General features: G+C 61.2%; 9 protein-coding genes. 4 read left to right on the top strand and 5 right to left on the bottom strand.

What is annotated here, in order from left to right:
- The first annotated feature begins 128 nt into the window (after window positions 1-128).
- The 3 genes from AEAC466_RS41595 to trxA are packed head-to-tail and all read left to right on the top strand — an operon-like array spanning window position 129 to window position 6,839.
- Window positions 129-2,966 (top strand): PD-(D/E)XK nuclease family protein, encoded by a 2,838-nt coding sequence (locus tag AEAC466_RS41595; RefSeq protein ID WP_369794547.1) that lies wholly within the window; start codon window positions 129-131, stop codon window positions 2,964-2,966.
- Complete coding sequence (gene addA / locus AEAC466_RS41590; RefSeq protein WP_023459917.1) at window positions 2,963-6,460, top strand: double-strand break repair helicase AddA; 3,498 nt, start codon at window positions 2,963-2,965, stop codon at window positions 6,458-6,460. The genes AEAC466_RS41595 and addA overlap by 4 nt, the downstream gene beginning before the upstream one ends.
- Window positions 6,461-6,512: 52 nt before the next feature.
- The gene (trxA, locus tag AEAC466_RS41585) at window positions 6,513-6,839 is read left to right on the top strand and encodes a thioredoxin (protein ID WP_023459916.1); all 327 of its coding nucleotides are present in this window, start codon (window positions 6,513-6,515) and stop codon (window positions 6,837-6,839) included.
- Window positions 6,840-6,956: 117 nt separating this feature from the next.
- Here the strand turns inward: trxA and AEAC466_RS41580 are convergent, their stop codons facing one another.
- The 5 genes from AEAC466_RS41580 to AEAC466_RS41560 form a co-directional block, all read right to left on the bottom strand.
- Window positions 6,957-8,258, bottom strand: coding sequence for a bifunctional folylpolyglutamate synthase/dihydrofolate synthase (locus AEAC466_RS41580; protein WP_023459915.1), 1,302 nt, complete (start codon window positions 8,256-8,258; stop codon window positions 6,957-6,959).
- Between the two features lie 89 nt (window positions 8,259-8,347).
- Complete coding sequence (locus AEAC466_RS41575; RefSeq protein ID WP_023459914.1) at window positions 8,348-9,283, bottom strand: acetyl-CoA carboxylase carboxyltransferase subunit beta; 936 nt, start codon at window positions 9,281-9,283, stop codon at window positions 8,348-8,350.
- A gap of 17 nt (window positions 9,284-9,300) precedes the next feature.
- Entirely contained in the window at window positions 9,301-10,167 is an 867-nt protein-coding gene (gene trpA / locus AEAC466_RS41570) for a tryptophan synthase subunit alpha (RefSeq protein WP_023459913.1), read from the bottom strand.
- On the bottom strand, window positions 10,164-11,399 hold the full coding sequence (trpB, locus tag AEAC466_RS41565; protein WP_023459912.1) for a tryptophan synthase subunit beta: 1,236 nt from the start codon (window positions 11,397-11,399) through the stop codon (window positions 10,164-10,166). The genes trpA and trpB overlap by 4 nt, the downstream gene beginning before the upstream one ends.
- A gap of 38 nt (window positions 11,400-11,437) precedes the next feature.
- The gene (locus AEAC466_RS41560) at window positions 11,438-12,088 is read right to left on the bottom strand and encodes a phosphoribosylanthranilate isomerase (protein ID WP_023459911.1); all 651 of its coding nucleotides are present in this window, start codon (window positions 12,086-12,088) and stop codon (window positions 11,438-11,440) included.
- Window positions 12,089-12,222: 134 nt separating this feature from the next.
- On the opposite strand from AEAC466_RS41560, the gene AEAC466_RS41555 reads away from it, so the two are divergent.
- Window positions 12,223-13,170 (top strand): glucokinase, encoded by a 948-nt coding sequence (locus tag AEAC466_RS41555; protein ID WP_023459910.1) that lies wholly within the window; start codon window positions 12,223-12,225, stop codon window positions 13,168-13,170.
- The last annotated feature ends 104 nt before the right edge of the window (window positions 13,171-13,274 follow it).

Raw genomic sequence — 13,274 nt, 5'->3', positions numbered from 1 at the left:
CCCGCTGGTTTTCGATTCCGTCGGGGCGTTGTTTCCTTAATGACCTGGCCAGAGGTATTTGCGAATCCCTTGGCGACCGGCTGTCGACGGCCCAGATATTGACACCGACGCGGCGCGGCGCACGGTCCATGGCCCGGTCGTTTTCGCAGCAGGCTCGTCAGGGCGCGTTGCTGTTGCCGCAAATCCGCGCCATTGGCGACCTGGACGAAGGTGAGCCGCCGTTCGATCTGGACGCCCTGGGTCTTGACCTGCCGCCGGCGGTGTCTTCCCTGCGCCGCCGTTTTGAGCTGGCCCGCCTGATCACCCGTCACTATGCCGGGCTCGAAGGGCGTGACGTGTCGGCCAAGCTCGCTCTGGAACTGGCCGACAGCCTGGCCGGCTTTTTCGATTCCCTGGCCCTGGAAGAAGTCGATGCCGAAGATCGGTTGGAAAGTCTGGTGTCCGGTGCGGGTCAGGATCAATATACTTTAGAAGGCTGGGCGGAACACTGGCAGGTATCGGCCAGATTCCTCAATGTCGCGGTGCGTGAATGGCCAAAACGGCTGGCCGAACTGGACCTGCTCGACCCCTCGCAGCGCCAGGTCATTTTGATCCGCCGACTGGTTGATCAGTGGACGGACCACCCGCCGCAGGTTCCCCTCATCCTGGCCGGCAGCACCGGATCGGCGCCGTCCATGGCAGACCTGATGCATGCGGTCGCCATCGCGCCGCTGGGCGCCGTAGTCTTGCCCGGGCTCGACCTGCATCTTGCCGAAGATGTCTGGCGTCAGATCGAAGATTCGCATCCGCAAGGCACGATGAAACGGACCCTTGATCGTCATGGGGTTTCGCGCGACCAGATTCATCTCTGGCCTGCCTCAGTCGAGGCGGACCGCAAGGGCGATGCCCGTCGCCGCCTGCTCAATGAAGCGCTCCGCCCGGCTGAGGCGACCAAGGACTGGCTGAGCCAGATTGCGACCTTGAAGGCGGAGGACGGCGATCCATTCCGCGACGGCCTTGATGGCCTTATCGAGATCAACACGGCCCGGGACGAAGAGGCGGCATCCGTCATTGCCCTGCTCATGCGAGAAGCCATCGAACGGCCGAAGGATGTCGTGGCTCTGATCACCCCGGACATTGCCCTGTCGCGCCGCGTGGCCGCCCGCCTGTCGCGCTGGGGCCTGCAACCGGACAACTCGGCCGGTGAGCCGCTGCCCAACACCCTGACCGGCCGGTTCCTGCTCGATATTATGGGCTTGATGGAGACGCCGCACGATCCGGTTTTGCTGCTGTCCCTGTTCAATCACCCCTATTGCCGTTTGGCGGGTCGTCCCGGCCTGTTCGCCCTGGAGACGCGGGCCTTGCGCGGCGCCACGCCTACGGGGCTGGACATGATTTCCACCGCAATTGCGTCGGAGCCATCGGCGGTTGATCTGTGGACGGATTATCTGGACGTCATCAGGCCGGCCCTAGCCACGCCTGTAACCGACCTGGGTCAGGCGATTGCCGGAATCGTCGGCCTGGCTGAGAGCCTGGCGCTGGAAGACGGCGCCGTTCTGTGGCAAGGGGCGCCGGGCGCGCAGGCCTCGGAAATGCTGGCAGAGCTGATCCGCGAAAGCGCCGGTTTCCCGGTGTCGGGTGCGCGGGAGGTGCGTGACATTCTGTCCCATCTCATCGCCCTGTCCAAGGTCCGGACCGGCGGCAACACGCACCCGCGCCTGCTTATTCTCGGTGCCATCGAAGCGCGTCTTGTCAAGGCAGACAGGCTGATCCTCGCGGGCCTTGAAGAAGGCGTATGGCCCCAGGCGCCTGATCTCGACCCGTTCCTGTCCCGTCCGATGCGTGAGCGTCTGGGCCTGCCCAGCCCGGAGCGGCGCACCGGCTTGTCGGCCCATGATTTCGTTCAGGCAGCCGCGGCGCCGGAAGTGTATCTTGTCACCCGCCACCGTCGCGAAGGTGAACCACAGGTGCAGTCGCGCTGGCTGTGGCGGTTGCAGACCCTGTGCGATGGCGCCGAGGTCAAAATTCCGGAGCGCCCGCAGGTGCTGGATTGGGCACGCGCCATAGACTGCGGCCTGAAGGCCAAGCCGCCCACCCTGAAGCCTGCCACCCGTCCCGCGCCCAAACCGCCCGTAGCGGTTCGCCCGATGCAGATGCCGGTGACCCAGGTAGAGGTCTTCGTGCGCGACCCCTATGCCATCTATGCGCGCCGTATCCTGAACCTGCGGCCCATGGACCGGCCGAATGAGCCGGTCGAGGCGCGTCAGCGCGGGACGGCGATCCACAAGAGCCTGGAACGGTTCGGCAAGCAGGACCTGTTGGGCGAAGCTGGCGTGAAGCTGCTGACAACCCTGCTTGAAGATGAACTGCTGGCCACGAATCTCTCCCCGGCCCAGATGGCCTTGCAAAGGCCGCTGCTGGAGGGCATGGCGCGGGAGTTTGTCACGTTCGAGACCGAGCGCAGGGCCGGGCGGCCGAGCCTGCTGATCGAACAGTCCGGTGAGCTGAGGCTGGATACATCGCGCGGCGATTTTATCCTGACCGCCAAGTCCGACCGCATAGAGGTGCGCGACGACGCGGTCGACATTCTCGATTTCAAGACCGGCTTGCCTCCGTCGGCAAAGCAGGTTGCCGCCGGCTTTTATCCGCAATTGACCCTCACGGCGGCCATACTGAGGCACGGCGGCTTTTCCGGCATCGGCGACAAGCTGATCGGCGACTTGATCTATGTCCGGGTCGCGCCCGACGGCACAACGCAACGGTCGGCTATCCAGAAGGGCGAAACGGCGTTTGACCTGGCGGAAAAGGCTCTGGCCGGGTTTCGCCGCCGCCTGGATGACTATGCCGATCCCGACAAGCCCTATCTGTCGTGGACCGCGCCGCAATTCCTCAAGATTCGCGGCGGTGACTACGATCAACTGGCGCGCCTGTATGAATGGAATGTTCTGGGTGACGACGAAGCGGCCGAAGAGGAGGTCGAGGCATGACTGCGCAAAATATCGCCGCCGATCCGCGCGCCTCGTCCTTTCTGACCGCCAATGCCGGGTCGGGCAAGACCTCGACCCTCGTCAACCGGGTGGCGCGACTGTTGCTCAACGGCGCCAAGCCGGAACGCATTCTGTGTGTCACCTATACCAAGGCGGCGGCGGCGGAAATGCAGGGGCGGTTGTTCGAACGGCTGGGCGGATGGGCCATCGCGCCCGATGACGACCTGCGCCGCGATCTGGCCAGTATCGACGAGGCCGTCCACGACCTGCCGCAGGCCCGCGCCCTGTTCGCCAAGGCGCTGGAAACGCCCGGCGGCCTCAAAATCCAGACCCTGCATGCCTTTTGCGAAAAACTGCTGCGTCGCTTTCCGCTCGAAGCCGGCCTGTCACCGGCTTTTCAGGTGCTGGATGATTTAATTGGCGGCGATCTGGCCGAAACGGCACGGACCGGTTTGCTTACGCTCGACGCGCCCGAATTGGCGGGTCTGACCCAGGCGCGCGATCGCTTGATCCGTAAACTGAAGGTTGGCGGCTTCGAACGCTTGCTGGCGCAGTTTATTCACCAGCATGACGACATAAAGGCGGCGTTCGAACGATTGGAAGTACGCGGTGATTGGCAGACCGCGCTGTTCCACAGCCTCGGTCTGGACGGCATCTGCACAAGCGTGGAATGCCTGGACGCTTACGAGGCGCGGCTGGAATGGGAAATCATACGCGATCTCGCCGCCGTATTGAGTACCGGTGCGTCAAAGACCAACCAGGAAGCGGGGCAAGCCTTCCTGACGCTTTACGAAGGCTATCAGGCCGGTCAGGGTCTGGATTTCGACCGCCTGAAATCCATCTTCATCACCAAGACGGGAACGCCACGCAAGGCGACCTACACCAAAGAAACCCCGCCGGGTGACGCCGTCGTCATGGACCGCCTCGGGCGTGAAGTCGGCCGGCTGGTTGAGCAACTGAAGGCGGCAGAGATCGCGGAAAACACGCTGGACGCCCTGCGCCTGTTTGCCATCTTTAGCACGATTTATCAGACCGAGAAACGTCAGCACGGCGCACTGGATTTCCAGGACCTGATCAACAAGACCAAATCCCTGCTGTCCGACCGCATGATGTCGATTTGGGTGTTGTTCAAACTCGATGGCGGGCTGGAACATGTTCTGGTCGATGAAGCGCAGGATACGTCCGGGGACCAGTGGGCCATCGTCAAGGCGCTGACCGAAGAATTCTTTGCCGGCGCCAGCCAGACGTCGGTACAACGCACCGTCTTTGCCGTCGGCGATGAAAAACAGTCCATCTACGGCTTTCAGGGCGCCAAGCCCGACCTGTTTCTCGGCAATGGCGCCTATTTCGAAGCGCGGGCGCGTGAGGCGTCCTTGCGCTTTGTCGCCCCCGATCTGGTCGAAAGCTGGCGTACCCTGCCCGAACTGTTGGGCTTTGTTGACGCTGTCTTTGCGGAATCGGACCTGTCTCGCGCGCTCAACTTCACCGGCCATCCCATTGTTCACATGCCGCAACGCCGGCGTCATAATGGGCTGGTCGAACTATGGCCTCTGGTTCAGCCGATAGAGGTGCCAGAGGCGACAGCGGATGATGACGATATCGCACCCGTCGATGCGCCGTCGCGGGAACCGCCGTCAAAACGCCTCGCCAAGCAACTGGCCATGACGATCCGGGCGGAAATCGACACCGGTCGCGCTGTGTATATCAAGGGCAAGGAAGAACCGCGCCCCATGCACGCCGGCGATGTGCTGATCCTGGTGCGTAAACGCGATCATCTGTTCGAACATATCATCCGTGAACTGAAGATTGCCGGTGTCCCGGTGTCCGGCGCAGATCGGCTCAAGCTCGGCGACCATATCGCCTTCCAGGATCTGCGCGCCCTGATGCGCTTTTGCTTGCAACCCAATGACAGCCTGTCCCTGGCCTGTGTGTTGCGAAGCCCCCTGTGCGATCTGAGCGAAAACGATCTCTACAGGTTGGCGCAGGGGCGCGAAGGCGCGCTGTGGGGGCGCCTGCTTGACTACGAGGGCGTCGAGGACCGGTTTGTCGAAGCCCGCGTCTTTCTGTTGTGGGCGCACCGCACAGCGCATCACCTGACGGCATTCGACTTCCTGGCGCGTGTGCTCAATCGCCGGGATGGCGCGGGTCGGTCGACCAAGCAGCGTTTCCTGACACGGCTCGGTGATGAGTGTGAGGACGTGCTGGATGAAACCCTGGCGCTGGCGCTGAAAGGCGAGGGGGTCGGCGATACCGGCCTGGCGGCCTGTCTCGACCTGTTTGAATTTCGCGCGGCGCAGATCAAGCGTGAGCAGGAGGAAGGCGGCCGCAGCGTCCGCGTTATGACGGTCCACGGGTCCAAGGGGCTGGAAGCGCCATGGGTCATCCTGCCTATCGGGCCGCAGCATAGCTCCGCGACCAAGGACGACCTTTTGATGCGCAGCGATGACGGTGATCTGTACCTGTGCGCGACCGGTCGCAAGGGGGATACGGACCGCATCACCGCGATCCGTGACGCCAAGGCCCTGAAGGACGAGCAGGAGGGGTTGCGCCTCCTTTATGTTGCCCTGACCCGGGCACGCGATCGCCTTACCCTGTGCGGCTATGCTGGCCGGAAGGCGACCGGCAAAAACAATGCCTTCGCGCCCTGGTATGATTTGCTGAAGGACGCGTTCGACCGGCTTCCGGCGACACTGGAGCCGATGCCCCTGAAGGCGCCGTTCGACGATATGGAACAGGCGAAGGAGGTCATTGTGCAACTCCACGGCGTCCGGTCACCAGCCCTGACCGCCGAAGCGGCAATCCTGGCGCCGCAGGTAAAATTACCGGACTTCGTCACCACCATCGTGGCGCAGGCCGATGTCGATCTGGAACGTGGCGCCGAACGCTGGGCGGCGATTTCGCAAATGGGTGATGAAGATCGTGAGGCGGAGGAGCGCGCGCCGTCGCCTCTGGAATCGCAAAACGGTTTGGGCCGCTATCGCAGGGGCATATTGATCCATAAGCTGTTTGAAATCCTGCCCGATATCCCCGCCGCCAAGCGCGAAGAGGTGGCGATACGCTATCTCGGCCGTCAGGCGGACCTTACGGACAGCCAGCGAATCGAAATGGCCGGTGCCGTGCTGGCCGTTTTGACCGATGACCGTTTTGCCGAGGCGTTCGGGCCGCAAAGCCGTCCGGAAGTGGCGCTGGCCGGCGGCATCGGCCGTACCGCCCGCGGCGAAGACATCATGTTGTCCGGGCGGATCGACCGTCTGGTCGTTACCGACGACCGGGTGGTGATTATCGACTATAAATCCAATCGGCCGGCCCCTGACACGGCGGAGGGCGCATCGGTTACCTATCAGCGCCAGATGGCAGGCTATGTGGCGTTGCTGCGGCAGATCTATCCGCAAAAGACGGTTGAGGCGGCGCTATTGTGGACGGACGGTCCGAAACTGACCCCCTTAAGCGAGACTTTAGTAAATCTCCGCCTGGCGGAAATTCTGGCGCGTTGATTTCCGTCACCAATGCTCTTACATATTGGCCAACAGTTGAAAGGAGCCGATTATGGCTACGCATAAGATCACCGACGAATCCTTTGAAAACGATGTCCTGAAGTCCGACACCCCTGTGCTGGTTGACTTCTGGGCGGAGTGGTGCGGCCCGTGCAAGCAGATCGCGCCGATTCTGGAAGAACTGGCTGATGGCCTCGGCGACAAGGTCAAGATCGCCAAGCTCAACATCGAAGACAGCCCGATGACGCCATCGCGCTTTGGCGTGCGCGGTATCCCGACCATGATGTTGTTCAAGAATGGCCAGATGACCTCGATGAAGGTCGGCGCCATGCCGAAGGCGAAGCTGCTGGAATGGTTGGGCGAGAATTCAATCGCTTGAAATTGGCGATAGGCGTCGCAGTCGTCGCTTGCGGGTATTGAAAGATACCCGCGTCGCTAGCCGGCTAGCCTCTCATCCTATTTGAAGCGATTGCCGCCTGAGAATTAGGTCTGGGAATTAGGTTGGCCATGTTTCTTGCGACAGGGCCAGGCAGTCACCGACGAGATACAGCGATCCGCAGATGAGGACCCGCAAGGGGGTTTGAGGCAGACCTTTAATCGCATCCAGAGGGCTTGAAGCAACATCCGCTTCAAGCCCTTTGCTTTGGGCGGCGGCGGCCAGGTCGGCTGGGGGAATGGCGGCGTCGCTGCTGAACGTGACGCAATGGACATGGGCTTCCAATCCGGCAAAATGCGCAAAGAACTCTGCCGCATCCTTGGTGTTGATCAGGCCGCAGATCAGATGCAGCGGCTTTGCATCCCGCGCCTGCTGCCGGTCGATAAAGTCACGCAAGGCCCGGGCGGCATGCGGATTGTGACCGCCGTCGAGCCACAGTTCCGAGGCGCGGTCTTTCAGGGCGGTATACAGGGGCCCGCTCCTGAGTGCCTGTAGACGGCCGGGCCATTGGGCGGTGAGCAGCCCTTTTTCGATGGCCTCGACGCTCAGGCCGAGCATCAGGCCCGCCTTGACGGCGAGACCCGCATTTTCAATCTGATGTTCACCGGCCAACCGCGGCAGCGGCAGGTCGTAAAGTGCATCTTCATCCTGGAAGATCAGCCGGTCGCCTTCGCGCCACGCGTCTATGCCCTGGCCCATGCTGGTCAGGGTGACGTTCAGCTTAAGCGCCTGACGCTCCAGCGCCTGGGCGGCCTCGTCTGGCTGGCGGGCGCTGAGCGCGGGAACGCCGGATTTGAAAATCCCGGCTTTTTGGCGGGCAATAGTGCTGAGATCGTTACCGAGAAAGGACTGGTGATCATAGTCGATGGGCGTGATGACGGTCGCATAAGGCTTGGCGATGATATTGGTGGCGTCGAGCAGTCCGCCCAAACCCGTTTCCAGCAGCAACAGATCGGCGGGTGTTTCGCTGAAGGCAACAAAGGCCGCCGCCGTGGTCGATTCGAAAAAGGTCAGGGGCGCCCCGGCATTGGCGGCTTCGACCCGGCTGAGGACGTCTGCCAGATAGGTTTCGTCGATAAGCGTGCCGGCCAGACGGATGCGTTCGGCGAACCGGACCAGATGCGGCGAGGTATAGACATGGACCTTAAGCCCTTGCGCCTCGGCCATGGCCCGCAGCAGGGCGATGGTCGATCCCTTGCCATTGGTGCCCGCCACATGCACGATTCGTGGCAGGTGGTCCTGCGGGCGGCCCAGCGCTTCGCAGACGCGCAACATCCGGTCGAGGTTGAGGTCGATCAGCTTGGGGTGCAGGGCTTTCAGCCGTTCAAGCGGCGCATCAAAAGGCAACAGGCGGTCGGTCATGCCCGTATTTATCGCGTTTCACCACGGCCTGTCTATCCTCGCAGAGGTGCAGGAAAGCAAAGTCTTCCCAGCCGTACCTGCGCGTTTGTTTAGGCCGCCTTGCGCTTACCGCCCATCAGCATGGACATCAGGGCGCCAAGCACTTCCGGCAATTCTGAGCGTGACACGACGCGATCGACCATGCCCTTTTCGACCAGATATTCCGCACGTTGGAAGCCTTCCGGCAGCTTTTCGCGGATGGTGCTTTCGATAACGCGCGGGCCGGCAAAGCCGATGAGCGCGCCCGGCTCGGCCAGATGAATGTCGCCCAGCATGGCGTAGGACGCCGTAACGCCGCCGGTCGTCGGGTCGGTCAGGACGACGATATAGGGCAGTTGCACCTTTTTCAGTTCCTGAATGGCCAGAGTGGTGCGCGCCATCTGCATCAATGACAAAGCGCCTTCCTGCATCCGCGCGCCGCCGGCGGCGGTGAAGACGACCATGGGACACTTGCGAGCGACGGCGGCCTCTGCGGCGGCGATGAAGCCTTCGCCGGCGGCCATGCCGAGCGATCCGCCCATAAAAGCGAAGTCCTGAACCAGCACGACGCAATTCACGCCCTGGACCTGACCATAGCCGATCGCCATGACGTCACGTGCACCTGTCGCGGCGCGGGCGGCCTTCAGGCGCTCCTTGTAGGGCTTGCCATCGGAAAAGTGCAGCGGGTCTTCGACCACTTCGGGTGTGGGCAGAGACTCGTATTGACCATCGTCGAAGGTAAATTTCAGGCGCAGTGTGGCGCCGATACGCATGTGGCGGCCGGACGGCGTCACCCACAGCGCGGCTTCCAGGTCCGAGCGATAGATCATATCGCCGGTGTCCGGGTCCTTGACCCAGAGATTTTCGGGCGTTTCGCGCTTGTTACCGACAAAGTTGGAAATGCCTGGCGCGATCTTGCTCAGCCATCCGCCGCGCTCACGGCGCGGGGCAGGGGTCGGGGCTTGCGGCAATTTAGGGCCTTTGTTGGACTTGTCAGGTGTCGCCATAGGTTAAGATACTCCGATTAGCCCTTGGCCGCCAAACGTGCAGAATGAACAGCCTGTGCCAAAACTGTGGCCTTTTCCAGCACTTTCGCGCTGGCCGTGCCATTTTCCAGTAAACTTTCTGTTTGCTCTGTCGCGTCGCGGTTTGAGAGCCAGTGTTTGATTTCATCCACCAGCGCCGATCCCACGACCGCCGCATCGGCGATGCGGGCAATACTGGCCGCGCTGTCCGCGCTGCGGATTCCGAAACCAACCGCCACGGGCAGGTTGGCGGCTTCGCGAACCCGTGCGACCGCTTCGGCGATCGCATCGGCATTGGCTTCCTTTACCCCGGTGACGCCTGCCACCGAGACATAGTAGATAAAGCCGCGAGTCCGTTTCACAACCGTTAACAGGCGATCGGCGTCGGTGGTGGGCGTCGCCAGCCGGATCAGGGCGATATCGTTGGCGTCGAGTGCGTCGCTCAGCGCGTCGGCTTCTTCCGGCGGGCAATCGACCACGATCAGACCGTCAGCGCCCGCTTCGGAGGCGGTTTGTGCAAAGCGGTCGTAGCCGAGATATTCGACAGGGTTCATGTAGCCCATCAGGATGATGGGCGTGTCCTGATCGATTTCGCGGAAGCGCTTCACCAGGGCGAAGACATCGCGCAGCTTTGTTCCGGCGGCCAGCGACCGTTCAGCGGCGCGCTGAATGGTCGGCCCTTCGGCCATCGGGTCGGAGAAGGGGAAGCCCAGTTCGATGATGTCGGCTCCGGCGGCGGGCAGGCCTTTGAGGATGTCAAAGGTCGTTTCCAGATCAGGATCACCGGCCATAACATAGGCGATGAAGGCTGATTTGTTCTCGGCCTTCAACTCGGCGAAGCGCTTGTCTATACGGGCGACACTCACGACAGGGCACTCCCATTTTGTTCGCCCATATGCTTGGCGACGGTGGCGATGTCCTTGTCGCCGCGACCCGACAGGTTCAGCACCACGATGCCACCCTTGCCGACTTCGCGCGCCAGATCGCCGACCTTGGCGATGGCGTGCGACGATTCCAGCGCCGGAATGATGCCTTCCAGCTTGCAGGTCAGTTGGAAGGCTTCGAGGGCTTCCAAGTCGGTGCAGGTGACGTATTTCGCACGGCCGGTATCGAACAGGTGGGCGTGTTCGGGCCCGATGCCGGGATAGTCGAGGCCGGCGGAAATCGAATGGCCTTCCAGAATTTGGCCGTCCTCGTCCTGGAGCAGATAGGTGCGGTTACCGTGCAGCACGCCCGGCCGTCCGCCATTCAGCGACGAGGCGTGGCCGTTATAGACATCCAGCCCATGTCCGGAGGCTTCGACGCCGACCAACTTGACCGTATCGTAGTCGATAAAGGGGTGGAACATGCCGATGGCATTTGAGCCGCCGCCGACGCAAGCGATGAGGGCGTCAGGCAAGCGGCCTTCCATCTCCAGGATCTGTTCGCGCGTTTCCTTGCCGATGACGGATTGGAAATCACGCACCATTTCGGGATAAGGGTGCATGCCGGCAGCGGTGCCGATCATGTAGTAAGTGTCGTGAACATTGGTGACCCAGTCGCGCAGGGCCTCGTTCATGGCGTCTTTCAACGTGCCCTGACCATTGGTCACCGGCGAAACCTTGGCGCCGAGCAGGCCCATGCGGAAGACGTTGGGCTTTTGGCGTTCCACGTCGGTGGCGCCCATATAGACGATGCAGGGCAGGTCGAAACGCGCACACACCGTGGCCGAGGCGACGCCGTGCTGGCCTGCGCCGGTTTCGGCGATAATGCGCTTGCGGCCCATGCGTTTGGCTAGAAGGATCTGACCGATGCAGTTATTGATCTTGTGCGCGCCGGTGTGGTTCAGCTCCTCGCGCTTGAAATAGATCTTCGCGCCGCCGTGGTGCGCCGTCAGGCGCTCAGCGAAATAGAGCGGGCTCGGCCGACCGACGAAATGGGTCATCAGGCTGTTGAACTCGGCCCAGAAGGCGGGATCGTTTTTGGCGTCATGCCACGCGGCGTTCAGTTCCAGAACCAGCGGCATCAGGGTTTCGGGGACATACTGGCCACCGAACTGACCAAACCGGCCCTTGGCGTCCGGTTGGTTATAGCTGTTTCGCAGAACGGGATCGCTCACCGTGGGTATTCCTTTGTGTAAAGAGAAGGAGAAGGGGCTTATATAGCTTTTGCCGTGCGAAGAAAGCCCGAAATGAGTCCTGCGTCCTTCTCGCCCGGCGTCGATTCCACGCCGGACGAGACATCGAGCAGGGCGGCACCCGACAATTCAATCGCTTCACGCGCATTGGTGGCATCGAGACCGCCGGCCAGGAACCAGGGCTTCGTTCCCAGGTATCCCTGCATGAGTGTCCAGTCGAACCGCAGGCCCAATCCGCCGGGCAAGGCCGCGTCCTTGGGCGGTTTGGCATCGAACATCAGGTAGCTGATATACGGTTCATAGGCCTCGGCGGCATAAAGATCGGCAGCCTCACCAACACTTAAGGCCTTGATCAGGGGCAGGCCGGTCAGGGCGGCAATCTCGGCTACCCGCTCCGGCGTTTCCTTGCCGTGCAGCTGAATGAAGTCTGGTCTTACCCGATCTCTGAGAGCGTCCAATAAAGTATCGTCCGGATCGACAACCACAGAGACCAGGGGAAGCTGGGCGCCGGTGCCACGAATCACTTTCATAAGCGCCGCCATGTCATCGAGGGAGAGGTGACGCGGGCTTTTGGCGAAATGGATGAAGCCCAAAAAGTCAGCGCTGTCATTTATAGCCGCCTGAGCGGCCGCTAAAGTCCGAATTCCGCATATTTTTATCTTGGGACGCATAAAACACCTCGACTTCATGTGTCTTTGGGGAGAGCTTTAGCAAAAATCAAGATTTGAGATTTAAATTTCAAATTAAATAAATCGGCGCGTCACAAATAAGAAACTGCCGAAACTATATTAGGGTACGGAAAAACATGGCTGAATATGTGTTGTTATGCGACATAAGCAACGGAACTTATCTGAAACTGGCGCTTGCGCGCCGTGGGGGCCGTCCCCACGAAAATACACATTATGCTTGCAATAGTCTTGATGAATTCAAGACAGCGATTACCGATTTTCTGGAAGCTCAGGGTCAACCGACATTGGCCGGTGCCGCGATTTCGGCGGCCGGCTGGGAGCGCGGTGGCATTATTCACTTACCCAATCACGGCTTTTCCATTGATCGTGCCGACATGCGGCAATTTCTCGGTATTCAGCGTATCAATTTGGTGAACGATTTCGTCGCCAAGGCATTGGCTATACCCCGACTGGAGGCGAACGAACGCGAACAGATCTGCGGCGGAGAGGCCATGGACGAGCAGGTCATTGCCGTGATCGGCCCGCATAACGGGCTGGGCATGTCTGCCCTGGCACCCGACGGCATGGGCAACTGGACAGCTATGCCGACCGAAGGGGGCCATTCCGATCTGGCGGCCACCAGCGATCTCGAAGACGCGGTCCTGAGCATTCTTATTGAAAAGTACGGTCACGTATCCCGCGAGCGGGTCATTTCTATTCCGGGCATTAGCGACCTGTGGTCCGCGCTGGCTCATCTCGAAGGCGATACAGCAATGGCGCCTGGCATCGAAGAAGTGATTGCCATGGCATCGACAGGCGACGCGCGGTCTAAACAGGCGATCGACCTCAGCATGGGCTGGTTCGCTGCCATGGCGTCCGATGTCGCACTCATTCTGGGCGCACGTGGCGGGGTATATCTGGCTGGCGATCTGCTTGATATGATCGGCGATCTTTTCGACGTGCCGGCCTTCGTCAAGCGCTACGGAAATAAGGGACGCCTCAGCACTTACGTCAATGAGGTTCCGGTATTCAAGGCGACGGCGCGCGATATGGAGCTTATCGGCCTGGCAACACTGTTTGACTAAGCGGAATACACCCTAGAATCTATATACCTGAATCAAAAAACCCCCAGCGTAAACCGGGGGTTTTTCGATAGTCCGAGCCGGAACCCCGTGGAGAGGTGCCGACT

This window comes from Asticcacaulis sp. AC466, from assembly GCF_000495815.1.
In the GTDB taxonomy this organism is placed as follows: Bacteria; Pseudomonadota; Alphaproteobacteria; order Caulobacterales; family Caulobacteraceae; genus Asticcacaulis.
The sequence above is the reverse complement of the archived record's forward strand: the minus strand, read 5'-3'. Positions and strand labels throughout refer to the sequence as shown.

Excerpts from the sequence above, each read along its gene's own strand:
- AEAC466_RS41595 (WP_369794547.1), top strand. The coding sequence starts at position 129 with ATGGCCCGGTCGTTTTCGCAGCAGGCTCGTCAGGGCGCGTTGCTGTTG.
- AEAC466_RS41580 (WP_023459915.1), bottom strand. The coding sequence starts at position 8,258 with ATGACCGACCGCCTGTTGCCTTTTGATGCGCCGCTTGAACGGCTGAAA.
- trxA (WP_023459916.1), top strand. The coding sequence starts at position 6,513 with ATGGCTACGCATAAGATCACCGACGAATCCTTTGAAAACGATGTCCTG.
- AEAC466_RS41555 (WP_023459910.1), top strand. The coding sequence starts at position 12,223 with ATGGCTGAATATGTGTTGTTATGCGACATAAGCAACGGAACTTATCTG.
- AEAC466_RS41575 (WP_023459914.1), bottom strand. The coding sequence starts at position 9,283 with ATGGCGACACCTGACAAGTCCAACAAAGGCCCTAAATTGCCGCAAGCC.
- AEAC466_RS41560 (WP_023459911.1), bottom strand. The coding sequence starts at position 12,088 with ATGCGTCCCAAGATAAAAATATGCGGAATTCGGACTTTAGCGGCCGCT.
- addA (WP_023459917.1), top strand. The coding sequence starts at position 2,963 with ATGACTGCGCAAAATATCGCCGCCGATCCGCGCGCCTCGTCCTTTCTG.